Raw genomic sequence first — 20555 nt, 5'->3', positions numbered from 1 at the left:
GGGAAGCAATCTCAAATCGCAGTTTTTTGTACCTTATGCGTAAGTCCTGATGGTTTTATTCTTTACTCAAATTTTTCGGCTTAATCAGAAAATTACTAATTCCATAAACAATAAAGCCTGCTACCATACCGGGAAAGACTTCATAAGTAGCACTTGATAGGTTAAGTCCTAACTTCCAGATAATAGAAACAATTATACCAATGATCATCATTGTTATTGCTACTGGCACACTTACAGGTTTTTGCCATACCCGCAATACCAATAACGGACCTAAACCGCAAGCTAAAACTGACCATGAGAAAATTACTAAAGCAAATACACTATTGTCTCCTGCTAGAGCGATCGTTAACACAATAGCGGTAACAACCAGGGTAGCAATTTTAGCATTTCTATAAGACTGAGCTGCACTGGGAACTAAGTCTTGACTGAGTGCAGCAGAACATGATAAAATTTGAGAATCTGCTGTCGAAATAGCTGCTGAAAATAGTCCTGCTAACATCAATCCTACCAGAACTGCTGGCAATAATTCTATAGATAAATTCGGTAATGCTAACTCTGGGTCACTAGATGTCATTAAGTCAGGTAACAAAACTCTTGCAGTTAATCCTATACCAAAAGCTGTAGCAGAATTCATTTGACCACAGACAAACTTTATGTTACGAGCTAAGGCTACATTATCTGCGGAGTCAATTGCCATTCCTCTAACTAATATATGAGGTTGACCGACAGCACCAAACCCTGCTACCACCCATCCTAAAAAGTAAGGAAAAAATCCCCAAGGTAAATTAGCAGGTATCCAATTTGTGAGGGTGGGGTCAATAGCATGCAGCTCAACCCAAAGTTCTTCAAATCCTCCACAAGCAATTAAACTTACTATAAACAAAACCCATAAAGATCCTATCATTAAAACTGCCTGCACGGAGTCAGTCCAGATAGAAGCACGGATACCTCCTGAAAAACAGTAGGCAACCACAATTACAGCTCCAATAATAATCCCTAGTTGATAGTTCCAACCGAATATTGCATTTAGTCCTTTGCTTGCTGCCACCAGTTGAGCGGAGGCATAAGTACCGAGAAATGCTATGATAATTAATGCTGAAATTATTGTAATCAAACGCCCTTGATTTTTTTGCCCCAGATTTTCTTGACCTAAGAATGAGGAAACTGTATCTGAGTCTGTTTGCTGAGAAACTAACCTCAATCTTTTGAATATTAACCACCAAGCAATATAGTCTCCTATTGCCCAAGCAACGGGTATCCAAACTGAAGCAAATCCAACTTTGTAGGTAAAACCAATCACACCAATAAAGAGATACCCACTCTGACCTGTTGCCATCGCTGATAGTGCTGTCAACCAGGGATTGACATTTCTACTGGCGAGTAAGTAATCTGTTGTCGTGTTTTGTTTTTGGGTTGCGGAGTAAATACCTACTACTGTAAATGACAGTAAAAAGGCAATAAATGTTATCGCAATCCAAATTTGTTTTTCCATAAAAATAGTTTTTTAATGGATAATTAATTAATTAATAATTAATAATTAGGATTTCCTGAATAAAGTCTTTTGGTAAGATTAGGATTCAGGAAAAATGGGAATTATAGAGGAGGTAGGAGTCAGCGTTGTCCCTTAAAATCCCCCCCCTTGTCTGCACAAAATCCTAACTTTTTGAGCTTTTTATACCAAAAAGCTTGCACTTTTTAAGGGCTTTAGCTAGCAATAGTTATTCTAAGTACTTTGCACTGTCTAGTTAATAATTAATTATTAATCTACAGAGGTTTAAAGACTATCCTTTTCAATGAATAATTAATAATTAGAGATAGTGTTCATTATAAATTATCCATTATTCATTATCAATTATTTAATCTCCTCCTAATTCTACCAGTTTTCCAATATTAAAATCAATTCTCATCCACCCCTTGAACTTTTGCAGATTACCTAATAAAAGTAAAGGAATTTGCCAATGGTGAACCATCAAAAATGGTAAGGGGTCATTGACTTGAAAAATACCATCTGTTCCTTGATTAATTCTTTTAATCCAAGCTTGGAATTGCTCTAATGACCTAATACCTGTCAGTCTCCATAATTCATGGTAAGTCCAATAAGTAGGTTGACTATTTGGCAGTGGTAATATTGGGGTTTCATTTTCATTTTGACTATCTTTTAAATAAGCATCTGCTACCCCTGGATGGTCGTGAAATGTAGTAATAGCTGAGTGAGTTCTAGGGTTACATTCTATGGGAAAAACTCGACCATCTTCTGTCTGAATAAAATCAAAGGAAATTTGCCCAGTAATATTTAATTCTCTGACAAATTTTTCTACCCAATCATAAATTTGAGGATTATTAACATGGTCATAATTGACTTGAAATTCTGATGATTCACAACAGCAATACAATCTAATTTTCCCTTTTCTGACAGTGCTATGGGTACAATATTCTTTGCCTTTAACAAACTCTTGCATAATCCAGGGTTTCTCTTCACTAATAGGCAAACTATTGACAAATTTTTCCATTGCTGGCTGAGAATCTATCGGCAATTTTGTCATATCTAAACGACGTACTGAGTCGTAGGGAATGCTTTTAAGAATATATTTACTCCCATCAGCAGCAAAGTCAAAATTGAGAATTTGTTCTGGATTTGTAATTAAAAATGATTTAGGTACAGATAAACCAAAACTTTTAGCTTTTTCGATAAATGTAAATTTATTATCTAACATTTGAGTAATCTCTGCATCAAAATGTAAGACTTCACAATATTTAGATAAAAGTGGTTTTGCTAAAGATTCATAGTAGCTTCCTGCCGGACTAGATACGGGAATAAATACATCTATATTTTCTTTTTTGACAATCTCTAATAATCCCTGACAATAACCATCCCAATCTTTTTGGGGATTGGGTACAGTGTAGAAACCTGCAACGGCGTTAGAAAATCTATTTCCTGATAACCAATATTTATTTGTTTCTAATAAAAAAGCTTTGTGACCTGCTGCATGAAATGAACGGGCAAGTTGCAAAGATTTTGTCATTTTTGCACCCGTGATTAAGATATTTTTCGGATTTTCTGCTACTACTTTTTGGGTAAATGGTAGACTTATAAAATTCCCGATCATTGCAGGTATTACCTTCAATAAATTGAATGGTAAAAGAATGAATAATAACGCAAGAGTTCCGAGATTTTGGAACAGTGCATAAGCACGTCCTTGAACAAATAATATTACTGCCATGTTATTAAATTTAAGAAAGAATGTATAGCGCTACACGCAAGTCAAAAGTCAGTAGGGGCGAATTGCCATTCGCCCATACAAAAGTTAAAAGTAATCTCACAAAAGAGTTTTCGGTGCCAAAATGCTCCACCAAGGAGACTTATACCATGTTCCCCCTCCGGGGGAGCTACGAATTGCCGATGATTAGTTATAATAAAATTTTTGTTTGTAGTTTTGCTCTAGCCCTTTAAATACTTGTCTTAGGGATCTTTGCCCAACTACGAGCCTAATTATAACTGTTCTACCGAACATGATATTACCAATGTCCGCATAATAAAAAAGCAAGAAAGTGTTGATGTTTTGAGAGGATAAATTTAACTTAAGACCCTGGTATAATACCATTTCACGGAAGTTCAAAGTCAAAAGTTATTCACTAATATTTTATAGGCTCAGAACTTTAAACCTACAGTAATTTCAGGAAATTATTTCACATCTAAAGTTTGAAACTATTTGTGACATCTTTACAGCGAATTCGTCTAAGTATTAGTTTTTCTTTAGAGGGTTATTCTTTTCATCGACTAGAATAACTTGGGGACGATGTAGAAGTGCTTCTTCTGGGGTCATTTGTGCATAAGCAATAACTATTATCTCGTCGCCGACGTTATTCATCCGGGCAGCAGGACCATTGAGGCACACAATACGACTACCCCATTCCCCAGCAATAGTATAGGTTTCTAGGCGCGAGCCATTGTTAACGTTGACTACTTGTACTTTTTCATAAGCCAAAATGTTGGCAGTTTTTAGTAGTTCTTCGTCAATAGTAATTGAACCCTCGTAGTATAATTCTGCTTCAGTGACTGTAAGTCGATGCAGTTTGCTCTTAAAAATAGTTAGTAGCATCTGGTAATAGTTATTTATATTCGGTAACACTTATGATGTTACCGAATATTCAGGAAATTATACTGCTACAGGTTAGGAAAAAGGTAACATACACGTTAAGCTTCTACCAATTTCCTAGGAGTTAATAATATCTTCCTTAAATAGTAACTACTTTCGCCTAATAATAGTTACCCCATCTCGTAAAGGCAGTAAAACTTTTTCTACTCTGGGGTCTTTTGTTACAAAACTATTAAATTGAGCGATCGCTTCTCCATTAGGAGTACGTTTTTCTGGTGGGAGATAAGGTTCCCCTTGCAATAAGGTATTATCAATACAAATAAATCCATTTGCTGCTAACAAATTTGTATCCAAGAGCAATTTAAAATATTCTATATACTCTTTTTTATCAGCATCAATAAATACCAAATCAAAAGTTTCTCCTGCATCTGCCAATTTCCTCATGGTTTCTAAAGCTGGTGCAACTTCCACTGATATTTTACTTCCATCTGGAGATTTGTCAAAACAAGCTCTGGCAAAGTCAGCTACATATTGATCCACTTCACAGGCAACCATCCGCCCATCTTCTGGCAATGCTTCTGCCATTGCCAACGCTGAATACCCAGTAAACATTCCTATTTCCAGAATACGTTTTGCCCCAGTCATATAGACAAACATTTTTAAAGTTTGCCCCTCAATATGCCCAGATAACATTTCCTGTTCTAGCTGACGTACAGTCTCGCTATTGGAAAATCTTAAATTCCACGGTTCTTGGCGAGTCTTTTCTGCTAATGCTGCCAAAGCGGTTGATTCTTGAGTAGTATTTTCCTCTATATAGGGGTCAATACCTGCTCCTAATTGATAAGCTTGTTTAATAGCGTTAGCTAGTTCCGATGGTATTTCTGTAGTTTCTGCCATCTTGACAATTGTTTCAAGTTGTTCTACTAAAATACCTAATGGTGTAACTGGTCTGGCGGTTTCTGTTTTCACAACGGTTGTCATTTCAGTTATCAGTATCTACTACATCTTATAATAAACCGGGTTTATGGGAAAAAGATATCAGTGTAATAGGGTATTTCATATAAACCCGATTTGTCGGCACAAGTGCTGTAATTTAGTTACGGCAAGAATTTAACTTCTGAATTCAGAACTCTAAATTCTAAATTCTACTACTCTAGACCTAGGTCGCTTAAATACATTTCTTCTCCTTTACCTTCACTAGGTAAAGAAGCACAAAAATTCTTATGTTCCTCAACAGCAGATGCTAATAAGTCTGGAGGTACTTCACCAGCAAAAGCACAAGAACCAATACCTGCAGGTAGAGGTGCCCACAACCCACTACTACCACGCTTGCGACGCATATTTTTTTGACCTTTAAGCATTAACTCTGTATCCTCAATAATAGGATGGTAAACAGACAAACCTATAGAAGTACACAATGCAACTATGCGATCGCGCTCATCTTTCTTAATCCAACCCATCTCTAATGCTAAAGTAGCTCCAAATGCCATACCAATACCTACAGCATGACCGTGCATCAGTTTTGCTGCTGGTTCAAAACGAGGACTCCATGTGTGACCATAAGCGTGAGGTCTGTCTTGATAGGTCTCGAACATATTTGTTCCTTCATGCTTCATGTAGGAATACAAAGCACGATAAATCACCTCATCAGCTATTTTTTCTAACTCCTCATCTGCATCAATATTAGCAAAATGAGTATCCACTAAACGCTTACCGTATTTTTCCATCAATTCAAATAATACTGGATCGTCGGTAACTGCCATTTTAATGATTTCTGCCATCCCGTTGCGAATATGACCTTTTGCCAAAGTACCGAATAAAGTACGGTCTACAATAGTTAGCACAGGAGGGTGGTAAGCACCAATACTATTCTTAAATAGATTACCATTTGTACAGGTACGAGGAGATGGTCCAGCATCAATAGCTGCAACAATTGAACTTCCAATCATTACATAAGGTGTCCGTCGGTGCTGCAAACTACAAGCTAAACCAGCAACATCGCTTAGTACACCACCTCCAATTATCAAAACAGGTTCGTTACGGGATACATCACAACCATCTTTACCCAAGAATGCCAATATTTTATGGACTGTCTCTGGAGTTTTGTCTGACTCCCAAGCACGACAAACAAGAACTTCTAGAGGAATCTCATTCTGCTCAAAGTAATTTTGCAGTTGTTCTCCGTAGAGTTCATCTACTGTCTTATCGACAACTGCTACACAGCGACCACGAGTTTTGTAGATTTCAGCTAAAGCAGGGTTAGATGGGTTTAAAATTCCACTTACTAATCTTACTTCTGACTGGAGGGTAAATGTTGCATTAATCTGGAATGAGCGACCATCCTCTACTGCTCTAATTTCTCCACGACCATCATACCACTCTGAGGTGCGATATTTTTCTGCATGATCGCGCCGAATACTGGGGTCAAATGTGAAGTCTGCTTTGTTGACTTCTTCAATGACTGGTACAGGAGTTGATATTGCGTTACTCATGATTGTATTTAGGTAATTGTTTGCTTTGAAGTGTTGTCTATGTTCTCGCACAACAGATGTTTGCTTTTACACTTGAAGTCTGTGTAACAGCTTAATTTAAAACCTTATTACTAAGGTTAAGGTAACCCAAAGGGTTTGTCATTTCTTTGAAGTAGTTTCTAGGAAGTATTCAATTATAGGCTGATTATTTTTATTGCTACTGTATACCTGACTGTATACCTGAGTAGTGCTATCAGATTCTCAACATAGATAGCTTACCACATTTTTATTAATTTTTGTCAGGAAGCAATTATCTTTAGAAGGAATATTTTCTGATTTCTGCAAATATTAACATTAGATCAGTTTTATCCACAGCAAGCTTAACAATTTTTCTAAGATAGAAAATTGCGGAATGCAATTGCTTTTTTCTTCACACCTAAACTTACTTAAGTTTCCTGGTTTTTGATACTACAACTGAACTAATGGTATTATTGGTTTTCGCTTATTATTTTAGTTCTCCAAACTTCTATAGTGGAAAGTTGCTCTTCTTCTTTCTCGTCTAGCTTCCACTTTAGACTACAACCGTGATTCACGTTTTGATCTGGATTTAACGGTTCCTTGATAGTTATGGTGTTTAGCATAGTTGTCAAATCCTTTATTAATGACTAAATAACTTACTTGGGAGTTTTAATTGTACCAACGTGAATTTTTTTGCATGAGCATTCTTAGTTAGTTTCTAGAGACTTAGCTATTGCTTATGGTTAAAGGCAGACTAAACAAGCAGTATAAAGTCCTTACCTGATGGAGGCTGTCGGAACTTCTTGCCTATTTTCAGAGGTGCTACGCTTTTAAGATCCTGTAGCAAAACAAGTTTAGCTGGCAATAGTCAAGTCATGGACTTGAAATCTTGATTTTTAGTCTTGTCTGTTAGTTTAACCCTAATTCTAGATCATTTGACTTAACATTAAATTAATATTTATTAAGATTTAGCAATTATATATAACTTTGATTAATCTTTTATATAAATATTATCTCGATCTGATACAATTAAACTTCTGGTTAATTATCATCATTGAAATATTATTATATACTTCTCCAACTTTGACATTAGATGTGTTTGATAACCTCCAATTAACCTTAGATATTTTGAGAGTAAATTATATGAGCATAAAAGGTCATAATTAGAATTAATTTTTGTTATAGCAATAGCTGAATTAAATGGAGAGAAATTAACTATTAAGTCGGTAGAAAAAGTTAAAAGTAAAATAAATCTAGGAAGTAAATTTTCCCAAACATAGACTGAATTATGACTTGCTTTTCCTGACTCATGCTAATTGAAAATTAACTTTATTTATGACCATAAAATCAGGTCTCAAGTCTCCCCTTTAAAGGGGATAAAAAGCGGTCGTAAGGCAAGCGCACAACTACGTTTTTCATGTCGCTATGCGTTAACGCGCGTTGTGCGAAGCAAAACGGCGGCTCGCCGACTTGAATTGCGGAGCTTGGAGTAGGATGGGATGGAGAGGTTTCCCTCTGAATGCAGAGCCGCTCCGAAGTGCGCCATATCCAATCGACTAAGAGAAAAGAAAATTCTGTGTTTCCAGACTACCTATTCCAGGAGGTACTGTTAACTATTTTGCTGCGCAAATATGTCGCGCAGCATTCTGTAAAGAAAAAGCATAGTTCTGAGCTAGGAGGTTTTTCATATGGGTAACAAACTGTTAACGAAGTTACTCTGGTAGGAGGCTAAAAGTTTCAACAATTAATAATTAATAATTAATAATTAATAATTACCTCTTCTTAGAAACGGATAGGATTGACTAAAAGGATTTTTTTTCTTCTCTTGGTTGATTGGAGGCCAGCGAGGAGACCTCGCCATCCCATCCTTCGGAATGCTCCGCAAACAACCGCTGTCTTGGTCGATTGGATATGCCGAGGAGACCTCGGCATCCCTCGACCGCTTTTTTCTCCATGAATGGAGAGGCTTTATACCTTAATTTTTCGGTAATATCATGTCCGGATAATTAGTGATGAAAAAAGCTATCCTTTGGCTTCAAAAGCATATCTTCCTATTGTCTCTGCTCCCCTGTTATGGTACTCCCCTATTATTTTAATAACATCATATAAGTTGATATTTATGTATACAGCATTCTCATATTAATGAGATATAGTATTTTTTCTTTTCCCTTTGCCTAAAGTTCAAAACTTGTGTATTTCGCCAATTTGAGAAAAGCAATATAATTGCAACTGATTCTGATAGTATAAGAGGTTGTAATATTATCTCCGGATAAGAGCGCGATAAAAACACTTCTTTTGATACATTATTTTCTCTTGACTCCTGAGTTGTGTCTCCTGAGGACTCCCTAATTATTTATAACTGTTCATCCGGAAATGATATAAGTTATAGCTCTGACTCAATAACAGTCATTACTATATATTGCCAAGAATAGCTTTTGATGAAAATATGGCGAATCAAGAATATCTAGCCTTACTTAATCGTGGTGTAATTGTATGGAATGAATGGAGAAATAAAAATCTACATTTACAACCAGACTTTACTGATGCTAACTTGAGAGGTTTTAATCTAGAAGGTGTTAATTTTGAAGGGGTAAATTTAACAGGGGCTAATCTATCTTTAGCTCAATTGGTTAATGCTAATTGTAGAGATGCTATTTTGACTTCAGCTCAACTGATTAATACTAATCTAACTGCTATTAATCTTCAGGGTGCTAATTTAATAAATACTAATTTGATTTCTGCAGATCTAAGAAATGCTAACTTAATTGAAGCTGATTTAGTTAATGCTAATTTAATTGGAACTGATTTACAAAATTCTAATTGTCGATATGTTGATGGAACTTCAGCTAACCTGAGTAGAAGCAACTTAGCCAATGCAGATTTAATGGAAGCTAACTTCAGTTATGCTAATTTTAACCATGCTAATCTTTATGATACCGAATTAATTGGGGCATATTTTTACAAGACTAATTTAGATCAAGCAAATCTGATTAAAGCTCATCTGAGTGGGATTTATTTATCAAATGCTTCTTTAAGAGAAGCAAACCTTTATAGAGCAGATTTGAGATTTGCTGAACTCAAAAAAGTTGATTTGCAAAATGCAAATTTGCAGGAATCTTATTGCCGAGGTATTAACCTCAGTCAAGCTATTTTAATTAGAGCAGATTTGAGGGGAGCAAATTTAAGAGGAGCAGATTTAAGAAGAGCTAATCTTACTGATGCTTTGATTGATAATATTAACCTTGTAGATGCTAATCTTCAGAAAACAATTATGCCTGATAGCAAAGTTCATGACAATTATTAACTTTATTAGTATTATTCACTAGGACCTTCTAGTATTTCTTGTACCTCAGTATTAGTTTTACCTAAAATTCTGGCTATGGGTGCTACTAAATTTTCCTCTATTGCTTTACCAGCATAAATATCCTTAAGTTGTTCAGGAGAGACTTTGTGAATATCACAGAATTTAATAAACTCATGGCCACTAACCTGTAGTTGTTCTTGCCTTTCCCGTAGTAGGAGAGCGATCGCTCTTGGTCCATATTTAGGTCGTTCCGCTAGAGCTATATATTTCTGCATTAAGTCATTGACTCTGCTTCTTTTACCTCCTACCCGTCGCAGCAAATCTAGACAAGCTAACCTTAGAGCTTTGCGTAGTCTTTCCTGCTCATTCATAACTTCGAGCATTTCCTCAGCATATTCGGGTTTACAAATGCCTACTAATTCTCCATCATTTAAAATTGGCACATAGAAACCCATTCCACATTCCCAAGGTAATTCTTCTTTAGTAGTCATGTCTAAGCCTCCCGCTTTTCTTTAACTTGCTAGAATTAGAATAATCTACTGTGTTAATATTCGCTAATATCTATTTTAGAAAAAAAAACGAGAACTCTGTCCTCGCTTTTTGATTCGGCATTATTTTAGTCTAGATGAATAATTCCGATACCATAAAATCAAGCTAATGTCAACTAAACTGACATAGGAGTAGAACTAGATGCTGCCAACTCCTGCAAACGCTCTTGTTGGTCTTGGGTAATGCAAGCTTGAATCACATTTTCTATATCTCCCTCTAGAAGTGGTGCAAGAGAAAAGTTGTGATTCAAACGATGATCTGTCACCCGATTGTCCTTATAGTTATAAGTACGAATTTTTTCAGAACGGGAACCAGTACCTACTTGCGATCGCCTCATAGAACTTACTTCTGCTTGTTGCTCCTGTAGCTTAATCTCATAAAGTTTAGCCCGCAAAATCTGCATTGCTCGTTCTCTGTTTTGTAGTTGACTCCGCTCCTGGGTACAAAAAATTCTAATTCCGGTAGGTTTATGAAACAAGTCTACAGCAGTTTCAACCTTATTCACATTTTGTCCACCAGCTCCACCAGAACGAGCAGTTGACAATTCAATATCTTTCTGATCTATTTCAACTTCTACATCATCCACTTCTGGCATAATGGCCACTGTTGCCGTTGAAGTATGTACCCTTCCACCTGCTTCTGTCACTGGAACTCTTTGCACCCGATGAACTCCTGCTTCAAACTTTAGCTTACTGTAAACCTGCTCCCCTTTAATTTCTAAAATTGCTTCTTTAAAACCACCCATATCTGCTAAAGACTCACTCAGTAAACTTACCTTCCAGTTTTGAGTCTCTGAGTAGCGGGAGTACATTCTCACCAGATCCCCTGCCCAAATACTAGCTTCATCTCCTCCAGTACCAGCTCTAATCTCCAACATAATATTCTTATCATCGTTGGGGTCTCGTGGCAGTAGAGCAATTTTCATCTGAGTTTCCAGAGATTCTAATTTAGCTTCCAACTCCTCGACTTCCAACTTAGCCATCTCTTGCATTTCTAGGTCGCCACCAGCTTCTTTCAATATTTCCTTAGCATCAGCTAATTCTTCTTGAGCATTTTTCCACTCTTGATAAGTATTTACCACTTCTTCCAGGGAAGAGCGTGATTTAGCTATTTTTTGGAACTCGCTGGGGTCTTTAGCAATATCTGGATCGGCCAAACGTAGAGTCAACTCATTATAGGTTTGCTCTACAGATTTTAATTTATCTAATAAATATGTTTCAGCCATTGTCAGTTGTCCTTTGTCTAAATATTAGTGTTTTATTTGTAAGAGATTTTATTTGATATCTTAATGTTAATTGTTGCCTGTAATATTTGACAGACAACTAATTAAGGACAATTGACATTCTAGCTATTTCTTCTTACCTTTTTTAGATTTAGATTTAGAAGATGATTTAGTAGATGGAGAGGCACCACCCTCTTTTTTGCTATACTTACGCATAAATCTTTCAACTCTTCCTTCAGTATCAATAATTTTCTGAGTACCTGTAAAGAAGGGATGATTTCCCGACCAAACATCAACATGAATTTCAGGTTGTGTAGAACCAATTGTCATTACAACTTCACCGTTACAATAAACTTTGGCTTCTGGATACCATTCAGGATGAATACCAGCTTTAGGCATTTTCTTTACTCTACTTAATTACAAATATTTTCTTTTCTCTTTGCTGTATTAACTTAACTCTACTAAGTTGCTAAACTTCCTCTTGCGTAGAATTTAATTAATCAACAGGTTAAATTCTAATAATTTACAGTTCTTTTTATTCTATCAAATTATTTGCCAATTATTGCTGGTTATTCTGTAATAATTGGCAAATTAACCTTTTCTTTTCAAAGATAGTAGCCCCCAGGACAGTTGGGACACTCTCAAACTATCAAATTTAGTCACAGCAGGAATTTAACTTCTGACTTCTGACTTCTGACTTCTGACTTCTTCCATATCACCGTTTGGAGTATTGAGATGCTTTACGAGCTTTGCGTAAACCATACTTTTTCCGTTCCTTAGCACGGGGATCGCGAGTCAAATATCCTTCCATCTTCAGAGGTTTGCGATTTTCTGGGTCTAACTGACACAAAGCTCTAGCCACACCTAATCTAATGGACTCAGCTTGTCCTGTTAGTCCACCTCCTGTTGCTTTAACTAGAATGTCATATTCATTTTCCAAACCTAAAGTTTCTAGAGGAGCTTTCGCAGATGATAAGTAATTATAATTATATTGCAGGTAAAGTTCACCTTCTTTACCATTAATAATCAATTTGCCTGTACCTGGAATTAAACGTACTGATGCGACTGAAGACTTACGACGACCAGTACCCCAGTACATAGCACGGCCACTTTCTGTTGCTTCCATTATTTTTCTCCTCCTGGAATAGTTTGAATACTTAATGTTTCAGGTTTTTGAGCTTCGTGAGGGTGTTCAGGTCCTGGATAAACTTTTAATTTGTTGTGAAGTTTTCTGCCTAGAGAATTTTTAGGTAGCATTCCGTAAACTGCCTCCTCAATAATTCTTTGAGGCAAACGAGCTTGCAACTTAGAAAAAACTTCTGTTTTCATACCACCTGGTCTTCCCGAATGGCGACGATAAAGTTTCTGACTACTTTTCTTACCAGTTACAGTTACTTTTTCTGCATTAACAACAATTACAAAGTCTCCTGTATCCATATGAGGAGTATAAGTAGGCTTATTTTTACCCCTAATAATCATGGCAATAGCAGTTGCCAATCTCCCTAGACGCTGACCTTCAGCATCAATAACATACCATTTTTTGCCTTCCACATCCTGTGGTGGCAAGTAAGTTTTATTCATAGTTTTCTTAGTTAATTATTGTGTTTGAATTGTTTATATTTGTCTTGACAAAGTACAAACGAAAACCTGATATATTCAGAGGAAATATGTTTTCATAATTTCTCAAAAAAGAGCTGAATGCTGACCGCTGATACCTAAATGCTTAACATTGATTGATAATTTACCTAATTCAATTAATAAAGGAGAAATTTAGGCATATTATCATACCAAACTTCTTGAGGAAAAGGAAATTCTGGATAACCAACCCGCAATAAACAAAGACCACTAGCTGGAGCTGAATGCTTCACAAACTCCCTTCTTTGATTAACCCAAATATCTGTAAAACTTTCGAGCGATCGCTCTTTTTGACCCACTTGAATAAGCAACCCGACCAATAATCGCATCATTCCATACAGAAACCCACTTGCTTGAACCTCTATATGAATAAATGAACCCTCCCTTTGACAATTTACATCTTGCACATCTACCCAAGAATGGGGACGAGAAGAGCCAGCTCTTTGAAAAGCAGCCAAATGATGACGGCCAATTAAAGGATTCAAAGCTGCTTGAATCAATACTGGGTCTAAAGATGCTTGATAGTAATGCCAAACAAAAGGCATTACAAACAAATTAGGCCGTTTATCTGTATAGATAGTGTAGCGATAACGTCGCCAAATCGCGGTAAACCGTGAATGCCAACTAGATTCTACTCTTGCCGACCCTCTAATCAAGATATCATTATTCAATCGTGAATTCAGAATAGTAGCCCATTTCTCAGCAGGAATTGGCCCTGAAACATCAAAATGAGCTACTTGAGCTGCTGCATGAACTCCTGCATCTGTTCTACCCGCCCCATGTAAAGTCACAGGTTTGTTAATCACAGAAGAGATAGTATTTTCAATTTCTTCTTGTACAGTTCGTTGATTTGGCTGTCTTTGCCAGCCATGAAAATGAGTACCTTGATATTGAATTACAAGAGCAACGCGCTGAACTAAAGGTCGGTTATTAGCCATGGGAGATTTGTAGTTTTAAAAGCTTAAAAGTCAATATTTATCAACATCAATTTTTGACTTTTATCTAGTAAAATACTAACTTTTTCTAATTAATTTCCCACTACTTTTTACCAATGGATAATTGATAATTAATTAATTCGGCTTTATTGCCTCTCTTAAATAATTGATAATTAATAATTAATCAATTCGGTTTGCGTTCCGCAAAATTTGACCTTTGTCATGCTTCGCATTCATGTCACCCAGGATTTTCCTAACGGAATTCTCCGCAAACATATCGGTGACAGCCGAAAACAAAAATAATTATCCATTATTCATTATCCATTATCAATTAATGAACATCAACCTTAAATCAGTTCAATAATTGCCATTTCTGCATTATCTCCACGACGGCTAACAGTTCTCAAAACACGAGTATAACCTCCATTGCGAGAACCATATCTTTCTTGTGCGCCCTCAAATAAAGAGTGAACTAGCTGTTTGTCAAAAATATAGCCTAGAGCACGTCGGCGAGCAGCCAACGATCCATCCTTAGCCAAGGAAATCATTCTTTCGGCTTCTGACTGTACAGCTTTAGCACGGGTTTTTGTGGTAGTAATTCGACCATGACGAATTAATTCGGTGGTAAGCGAGCGCAACAGAGCGCGACGCTGATCTGTTGGCTTACCTAACTTGGGAACACGACGAGTGTGACGCATAACTAATTTGATGATTTAGAATATTTTAGCTGGTGTTTACTATTAGTTTTTCCCCTACTTTTACTAGCAGTTTAACAAACTTAATTGTTCACTTTTGAAAGTAATAGCTTTTCCGATTATTGCAGTTTTTTCTCCTTTTTTGATTGATTTTTTCCTTAGAAAAAAACTGGGTTTTAATCAGTTTTTTTCTCTCTAAGTTGCTTTAGCAACTTTTTCTTGGGGTAGAGTTATTCCCAAGCGTTTTTGTAAAGCTTCTATCACTTCTTCAGCAGATTTTTGACCAAAGTTTTTGATTTCTAACAAATCTTCTTGACTATAATCAAGTAGGTCTGCAACTGAGTTAATTTGAGCTCTTTTTAGACAGTTATAAGCCCGAACCGATAGTTGTAATTCCTCTATAGGAATCTGACTTGTTGGGTCTGTCGGTTCTCCTGATGGAGCATCTGCCATATTGGTGATATCTTTAAGTGGTTCAAACAAACCCATTAAGATACTAGCAGCATGACTCAAGGCATCTTGAGGTGTATAACTGCCATTAGTCCAAATATCCATAATTAGCCTGTCTTGTTGTAAAGAACCACCTATAAGGGCATCCTCAACGGTATAGTTAACTTTACGAACTGGCATAAAAATGGCATCTATTTGCAGAAAATCTAGAGCACTTACATCATCACGAGTACGATCTACTGCTCTATAACCAGTTCCTTTTTCAATTCTAAACTCCATCTCCAGAATTGCCCCTGGGGATAGAGTAGCTATATATTGACTCCGATCGATTACTTCAACCTCCGAAGGTACATCAAATCGATCGGCAGTTACTGTTGCAGGTCCTTCCATCCGCAACCTACCAATTTGAGGTTGGTTGGAATGGCTTTTGAGGACAACCTCTTTCATATTCAGCAGGATTTCTAGAACATCTTCTCTTACCCCCTTAATTGTGGCAAATTCATGATTAACTCCAGCTATCCTCACTGATGTAACGGCTGTTCCTTCTAAGTTAGATAGTAAAACCCGCCTCAGTGCATTTCCTACTGTTGTACCTTGACCACGTGAGAGTGGTTCTATAATAAATTTTCCATACTGACTCCGATCTTTGTCAGTTCTAGACTCTACACACTCGTAATGAAATTGCGCCACGGAGTAACCTCCCTTTTCCATTTAACCCCAGAGTTAATATTTGATTAGACTCTACGCCGTTTTGGTGGACGGCAGCCATTGTGAGGAATTGGGGTAATATCTCGAATCAAAGTTATTTCTAGACCCGCCCCCTGTAAAGCCCTAATTGCGGTTTCTCTTCCTGCTCCTGGACCACTTACCATTACTTGAACCTGACGCATTCCTTGATCGTTGGCTCGGCGTGCTGCGCTTTCTGCTGCTGTCTGTGCGGCAAAGGGAGTTCCTTTTTTCGCCCCTTTGAAACCACTCGAACCTGCTGATGCCCAAGAAATTACTTCACCATTTAGGTCAGCAATAGTTACAATTGTATTATTGAAGGTAGACTGGATGTAAGCTACCCCATTGGGCACATTCTTTTTTTGCTTTTTTGGACCTGTTTTTTTGCCTGGTTGTCGTGCCATATCTCTCTGTATGAGTGGGATATCAAGTTAATAATGTACTTTTATAACAACAAGTAGACTAAGTTCTAATCTCATAAGATTTTCTTTCAGTATTCTCAAACCTATATTTGTTAGAGCCTTAATGATTAGAAATACTTTTATTGGTGTTACATCAAACAATTTGCTAGTTATTAAATGTTCTATATTATAGTCTTAATACTAGCAGCAGCACCTCACAGTTAGAGTCAACTTGTTGATTTGTTGACATCCTCCCGACGCTGCACTTGCGTGACAGGGTGGGATTCTTATCCATCAATCAAACAGCCTAAGCTGCACTGAAAGACTCAAGGTGGGTTGACGAATCATTGGAATATGCTGACTTACAGCCAGTCTTACGCCTCCTCCTCGTCCGATAAATAATTGACCGTTGACCCTTCCCTCCGGGACGCTACGCGAACGGCGACAGTTTTCAAAACTGTTAGTTGAACTGGATTTTCTGCTACTATTGTCTTGAGTGTTTCAACCTTGGTTTTTGGTTGAGATACAACGTTCAAGATATTAACAGCTTTAACCTATTACTAACACGCTTAACATTATTATTATAGCATTGCTTGGCATTCCCTTATGACGCTTCCTTGCAGGAAAGCGCGGGGATAAGTGCCAACATTTTGATAAAATCAAGTAGGAATAAATTTTTCTTTCCTGAATAATAGCTATAACTAGAGTTTGTAAGTTTATAGAAAAATATTCATCTACAAACTTACTTTTTCAGGTGTTATCCGTATGGGCAATTACTCCTAATCCCTCTATTCCATCAGCATAAGCATTTGGAACTGCTTTTCGTATTGGTATTGTAACTAATGTCAATTATTCATCATCTTCGCTAATTGGCCTGTATGGATAGTATAAGCATTTATACTTAAGTAAGCTATATACAATTGAGACATAAGTATAATTCAATCAAATAACACTCATTATTAAAGGTGTGACTCAATTTTCCTCAGCCTTTGTTTAATTAGATAGATTGCTACTAATGATGCGAATCTTTTCTTAACTAATAGCTTCCCAAAATATACAAGTAAACTTCTACTTCTTGGCAGCTGCTTTCTTCTTACCAGCTACAGTTCGACGTACACCTCTACGAGTTCTTGCGTTGGTACGAGTGCGCTGTCCTCTAACTGGCAAACCCATTCTATGTCGGCGACCTCGATAAGTACCAATGTCCATCAACCGTTTGATGCTCATGGCTTCAAATCTTCTGAGGTCTCCTTCGATCTGATAGTTATTTTGGACTACAGAACGAAGTGCTGCTACATCCGCATCACTTAAATCTTTGACCCGAGTATCAGGATTTACACCTGTTTCAGCTAAAATGTCTTGGGACCGAGATAGTCCTATTCCATATATATATGTCAGACCAATTTCTATACGCTTATCGCGTGGGAGGTCTACCCCAGCAATTCGTGCCACTTTACTTTTTCTCCCTCAGCTTTAGATAGAATTTACATCAGCTTGATGAGTATGCACTACTATACTCTAATCTCTGTGTCCAAGTATGTCTAACCTTGACGTTGTTTATGTTTTGGGTTAACACATATCACCATTACTCGTCCTCGACGACGAATAACACGACACTTTTCACAAATTTTTTTGACAGATGCTCTAACTTTCATGCCTTTTTTGGCAACACTACAAATTTAATATTATATCATCTAGATATATTTTTAGCAACTAAATCTACCCTGGAGAAATTTGACAAAAATTTAAGTAGGTTTGATATTTTCTACTTTTTCCGAAGTCGATAGGTGATTCGGCCTTTTGTCAAATCGTAGGGTGTTAATTCTACTTTGACTCGATCGCCTGGTAGAATTTTGATGTAATTGCGACGGATTTTACCGGAAATATGGGCTAGTACATTAAACCCATTATCCAAATCTACCCTGAACATAGCATTAGGTAGGGATTCCGTCACTGTTCCCTCCATTTCTATGAGATCTTGTTTAGCCAACTTTTAAGAACCTCAACCCTGCAAGTAACCAATTTAGTTTGGGATTACCCTGTATGATTTCAAGTTATTCCCTTAACATATCTTATCAAAAGTTTTGAATTTTTAGAGGTTATTCAGCATTAGGGATAATATTTATACAAATATTTAGCTGGCTTATGTAACTTCAAAAATCTAATTTTAGGTATGATAAAGTATAATTTTTATACCTTCAAAATCTGATTCCAAGTTACTTCAGGTTAATTTATCAACTGCTTGTTTCAGAGAATTAGTTACAACATCAATAGAATTATTTCCATCTACAGTAATTAACTGTTGACGTGCTTGATAAAACTCAATCAAAGGTTGTGTTTGTTGATAATAAACTTGTAAACGATTCTTAATAGTTTCTTCGTTATCATCTTGACGACCCCTTGATAACAAACGAGCTACTAAAATATCATCTGGCACTTGTAAATTAATGACTTGAAAAGAATTGCTACTTTGAGCTTCTTCTCCTTGAGTCTCATTTTCATTTGTACTTATAGACAAAAGTTTTTTGACAAACTCCTCTGCCTGAGTTACAGTCCGGGGAAAGCCATCTAGAATCCAACCATTCTGAGCATCAGGGTTTTCGAGTCTTTTTTGAACCATATCAAGGATGAGTTGGTCGGGAACTAAATCTCCTTTATCCATATATTCTTTGGCTTGAATACCCAAAGGAGATTCTTGTGCTACATTAGTCCGCAAAATATCACCCGTAGAAATATGAGGAACTTGGTACAAATCTGCTATTAGAGATGCTTGTGTTCCTTTTCCTGCTCCTGGTGGACCCAAAAATACCAGTTTTACCACTATTGCTTCACCATTCCTTCGTATCTTTGGGAGATCACATAAGTTTGAATTTGTTTAGCTGTATCTATAGCTACACCTACTAGAATTAATAGAGAAGTAGCTCCTAATCCTCTAAATGTAGGTACACGGGTGGCACTTTCTACTGCAGTAGGAACTATTGCTACTAAACCCAGGAAAATAGCTCCAAGAAAGGTCAAACGATTCAAAACTTTCTCTATATACTCGCTAGTAGTTTTACCAGGGCGAATACCTGGAATACTTGCTCCCATTTTCTTCAGATTCTGCGACATATCAATTGGGTTCATGATTAGGGAAGCGTAGAAATAACTGAAGAATAAGATCAAAACAAAGTAAAATAAAGCGTACAGCCAAGGTGTGGGACCACTAGGACTTATAGCAGTAGCAATCTGAGATATAATAGGACTATTGGCAAACTGAGCTAAAGATACAGGTAATATCAAAACTGCTGAGGCAAAGATAATTGGCATTACCCCACCTTGATTCAATCGTAAAGGTAGATAGCTTTTTGTTTCCCTATATAACTTTCTACCTACTTGACGACGAGCTGACAGTATTGGTATCCTGCGACTTCCCTCTTGTACAAATACAATACCTACAATCATCACCAGGAACACCAGCAGTAAAATAATTGCCCGACCAACGATCGCCCGGTCTCCTCCTTCAAACAATTTAATAGTGTCCCCTAATGATTGAGGCAGTACAGCAACAATGTTCACAAAAATAAGTAAGGATGCGCCATTTCCAATACCTCTTTCTGTGATTAATTCTGATATCCACATCACAAACATTGAACCTGCGGTTATTGCCAAAATAGTTTTAGCAATAAATAGAGGTCCTGGATTAATTGCCACAGTTACCAGTTGCCCATTAATATTTACCGATGAGCTATTAAGATATATTGCTAAACCAAAGCTTTGTAAAACCGACCAACCCAATGCCACATAGCGAGTAATTTGAGAAATCTTTCGACGTCCTGCCTCACCTTCATTTTTCTGCAAGTTTTCTAAACTTGGCAGGGCTGCGGTCATCAATTGAATAATGATTGATGCGTTAATATAGGGTATAATTCCTAATGCAAAAATACCTAGTGCCGAAAAACCACCACCAGAAAAAAGGTCTAGAAATCCAGTTAAAGCCTGATCTCCAATCCTTGCTTCAAAAGCATTCCTATTTATTCCTGGTACTGGTAAGTAAACACCTAGGCGGACTA

Annotated in this window: 21 protein-coding genes; 2 read left to right on the top strand and 19 right to left on the bottom strand. The window is 36.9% G+C overall.

Annotated elements, in window-relative coordinates; genetic code table 11:
- Positions 1-55: 55 nt before the first annotated feature.
- The 5 genes from F6K22_RS04305 to F6K22_RS04285 all read right to left on the bottom strand — a co-directional run bounded on the left by F6K22_RS04305 (position 56) and on the right by F6K22_RS04285 (position 6589).
- Positions 56-1492, bottom strand: a complete 1437-nt coding sequence (locus F6K22_RS04305) for a sodium/proline symporter (protein ID WP_293093710.1) — start codon at positions 1490-1492, stop codon at positions 56-58.
- Between the two features lie 364 nt (positions 1493-1856).
- Entirely contained in the window at positions 1857-3221 is a 1365-nt protein-coding gene (locus F6K22_RS04300) for an ATP-grasp domain-containing protein (RefSeq protein WP_293093708.1), read from the bottom strand.
- A 522-nt stretch (positions 3222-3743) separates the two neighbouring features.
- Positions 3744-4100: an aspartate 1-decarboxylase gene (gene panD, locus F6K22_RS04295; protein WP_293093707.1), complete on the bottom strand. Its 357-nt coding sequence runs from the start codon at positions 4098-4100 to the stop codon at positions 3744-3746.
- A 147-nt stretch (positions 4101-4247) separates the two neighbouring features.
- Complete coding sequence (locus F6K22_RS04290) at positions 4248-5078, bottom strand: O-methyltransferase (protein WP_293093705.1); 831 nt, start codon at positions 5076-5078, stop codon at positions 4248-4250.
- A gap of 167 nt (positions 5079-5245) precedes the next feature.
- Positions 5246-6589: a sedoheptulose 7-phosphate cyclase gene (locus tag F6K22_RS04285; RefSeq protein ID WP_293093703.1), complete on the bottom strand. Its 1344-nt coding sequence runs from the start codon at positions 6587-6589 to the stop codon at positions 5246-5248.
- Between the two features lie 984 nt (positions 6590-7573).
- Between F6K22_RS04285 and F6K22_RS04280 the strand changes: the two genes are divergently transcribed.
- Both F6K22_RS04280 and F6K22_RS04275 read left to right on the top strand, forming a co-directional pair.
- The gene (locus tag F6K22_RS04280) at positions 7574-7753 is read left to right on the top strand and encodes a hypothetical protein (RefSeq protein WP_293093701.1); all 180 of its coding nucleotides are present in this window, start codon (positions 7574-7576) and stop codon (positions 7751-7753) included.
- A gap of 1279 nt (positions 7754-9032) precedes the next feature.
- Positions 9033-9890 carry a pentapeptide repeat-containing protein gene (locus F6K22_RS04275; RefSeq protein ID WP_293093698.1) on the top strand — a complete coding sequence of 286 codons (858 nt, stop codon included), beginning with the start codon at positions 9033-9035 and terminating at the stop codon, positions 9888-9890.
- 11 nt (positions 9891-9901) lie between these two features.
- Here the strand turns inward: F6K22_RS04275 and F6K22_RS04270 are convergent, their stop codons facing one another.
- From F6K22_RS04270 to secY, 14 genes are all read right to left on the bottom strand, one after another.
- On the bottom strand, positions 9902-10381 hold the full coding sequence (locus F6K22_RS04270) for a hypothetical protein (protein WP_293093696.1): 480 nt from the start codon (positions 10379-10381) through the stop codon (positions 9902-9904).
- Between the two features lie 173 nt (positions 10382-10554).
- Positions 10555-11664, bottom strand: coding sequence for a peptide chain release factor 1 (prfA, locus tag F6K22_RS04265; protein WP_293093694.1), 1110 nt, complete (start codon positions 11662-11664; stop codon positions 10555-10557).
- Between the two features lie 123 nt (positions 11665-11787).
- Positions 11788-12060, bottom strand: coding sequence for a 50S ribosomal protein L31 (gene rpmE / locus F6K22_RS04260; protein WP_293093691.1), 273 nt, complete (start codon positions 12058-12060; stop codon positions 11788-11790).
- A gap of 316 nt (positions 12061-12376) precedes the next feature.
- On the bottom strand, positions 12377-12787 hold the full coding sequence (gene rpsI / locus F6K22_RS04255; RefSeq protein WP_293093689.1) for a 30S ribosomal protein S9: 411 nt from the start codon (positions 12785-12787) through the stop codon (positions 12377-12379).
- Positions 12787-13242, bottom strand: a complete 456-nt coding sequence (gene rplM / locus F6K22_RS04250) for a 50S ribosomal protein L13 (RefSeq protein ID WP_293093686.1) — start codon at positions 13240-13242, stop codon at positions 12787-12789. Before rplM ends, rpsI begins: the two co-directional genes overlap by 1 nt.
- A 173-nt stretch (positions 13243-13415) precedes the next feature.
- Positions 13416-14234, bottom strand: a complete 819-nt coding sequence (gene truA / locus F6K22_RS04245; RefSeq protein WP_293093684.1) for a tRNA pseudouridine(38-40) synthase TruA — start codon at positions 14232-14234, stop codon at positions 13416-13418.
- Positions 14235-14578: 344 nt separating this feature from the next.
- Positions 14579-14929 (bottom strand): 50S ribosomal protein L17, encoded by a 351-nt coding sequence (gene rplQ / locus F6K22_RS04240; RefSeq protein ID WP_293093681.1) that lies wholly within the window; start codon positions 14927-14929, stop codon positions 14579-14581.
- A 192-nt stretch (positions 14930-15121) separates the two neighbouring features.
- A complete protein-coding gene (locus F6K22_RS04235; RefSeq protein WP_363272819.1) occupies positions 15122-16066 on the bottom strand; it encodes a DNA-directed RNA polymerase subunit alpha in 945 nt (314 codons plus the stop codon).
- Positions 16067-16110: 44 nt separating this feature from the next.
- The gene (gene rpsK / locus F6K22_RS04230) at positions 16111-16506 is read right to left on the bottom strand and encodes a 30S ribosomal protein S11 (protein WP_094675128.1); all 396 of its coding nucleotides are present in this window, start codon (positions 16504-16506) and stop codon (positions 16111-16113) included.
- Between the two features lie 1065 nt (positions 16507-17571).
- Entirely contained in the window at positions 17572-17955 is a 384-nt protein-coding gene (gene rpsM / locus F6K22_RS04225; protein WP_293093669.1) for a 30S ribosomal protein S13, read from the bottom strand.
- 89 nt (positions 17956-18044) lie between these two features.
- Complete coding sequence (rpmJ, locus tag F6K22_RS04220; protein WP_011612502.1) at positions 18045-18158, bottom strand: 50S ribosomal protein L36; 114 nt, start codon at positions 18156-18158, stop codon at positions 18045-18047.
- Positions 18159-18268: 110 nt separating this feature from the next.
- Entirely contained in the window at positions 18269-18493 is a 225-nt protein-coding gene (gene infA, locus F6K22_RS04215; RefSeq protein WP_008191178.1) for a translation initiation factor IF-1, read from the bottom strand.
- Between the two features lie 231 nt (positions 18494-18724).
- Positions 18725-19324, bottom strand: a complete 600-nt coding sequence (locus F6K22_RS04210) for an adenylate kinase (protein ID WP_293093660.1) — start codon at positions 19322-19324, stop codon at positions 18725-18727.
- A partial coding sequence (gene secY, locus F6K22_RS04205; RefSeq protein ID WP_293093657.1) for a preprotein translocase subunit SecY occupies positions 19324-20555 on the bottom strand: 1232 nt, incomplete at its 5' end. The genes secY and F6K22_RS04210, both read right to left, overlap by 1 nt.

Origin of the sequence: Okeania sp. SIO2F4, from assembly GCF_010672385.1 — a bacterium.
In the GTDB taxonomy this organism is placed as follows: domain Bacteria; phylum Cyanobacteriota; class Cyanobacteriia; order Cyanobacteriales; family Microcoleaceae; genus Trichodesmium.
The sequence above is the reverse complement of the archived record's forward strand: the minus strand, read 5'-3'. Positions and strand labels throughout refer to the sequence as shown.

Excerpts from the sequence above, each read along its gene's own strand:
- rpmE (WP_293093691.1), bottom strand. The coding sequence starts at position 12,060 with ATGCCTAAAGCTGGTATTCATCCTGAATGGTATCCAGAAGCCAAAGTT.
- panD (WP_293093707.1), bottom strand. The coding sequence starts at position 4,100 with ATGCTACTAACTATTTTTAAGAGCAAACTGCATCGACTTACAGTCACT.
- F6K22_RS04305 (WP_293093710.1), bottom strand. The coding sequence starts at position 1,492 with ATGGAAAAACAAATTTGGATTGCGATAACATTTATTGCCTTTTTACTG.
- F6K22_RS04285 (WP_293093703.1), bottom strand. The coding sequence starts at position 6,589 with ATGAGTAACGCAATATCAACTCCTGTACCAGTCATTGAAGAAGTCAAC.
- truA (WP_293093684.1), bottom strand. The coding sequence starts at position 14,234 with ATGGCTAATAACCGACCTTTAGTTCAGCGCGTTGCTCTTGTAATTCAA.
- F6K22_RS04270 (WP_293093696.1), bottom strand. The coding sequence starts at position 10,381 with ATGACTACTAAAGAAGAATTACCTTGGGAATGTGGAATGGGTTTCTAT.
- rplQ (WP_293093681.1), bottom strand. The coding sequence starts at position 14,929 with ATGCGTCACACTCGTCGTGTTCCCAAGTTAGGTAAGCCAACAGATCAG.
- rpsK (WP_094675128.1), bottom strand. The coding sequence starts at position 16,506 with ATGGCACGACAACCAGGCAAAAAAACAGGTCCAAAAAAGCAAAAAAAG.
- rpsI (WP_293093689.1), bottom strand. The coding sequence starts at position 12,787 with ATGGAAGCAACAGAAAGTGGCCGTGCTATGTACTGGGGTACTGGTCGT.
- F6K22_RS04300 (WP_293093708.1), bottom strand. The coding sequence starts at position 3,221 with ATGGCAGTAATATTATTTGTTCAAGGACGTGCTTATGCACTGTTCCAA.
- prfA (WP_293093694.1), bottom strand. The coding sequence starts at position 11,664 with ATGGCTGAAACATATTTATTAGATAAATTAAAATCTGTAGAGCAAACC.
- rplM (WP_293093686.1), bottom strand. The coding sequence starts at position 13,242 with ATGAATAAAACTTACTTGCCACCACAGGATGTGGAAGGCAAAAAATGG.
- F6K22_RS04275 (WP_293093698.1), top strand. The coding sequence starts at position 9,033 with ATGGCGAATCAAGAATATCTAGCCTTACTTAATCGTGGTGTAATTGTA.
- rpmJ (WP_011612502.1), bottom strand. The coding sequence starts at position 18,158 with ATGAAAGTTAGAGCATCTGTCAAAAAAATTTGTGAAAAGTGTCGTGTT.
- F6K22_RS04290 (WP_293093705.1), bottom strand. The coding sequence starts at position 5,078 with ATGACAACCGTTGTGAAAACAGAAACCGCCAGACCAGTTACACCATTA.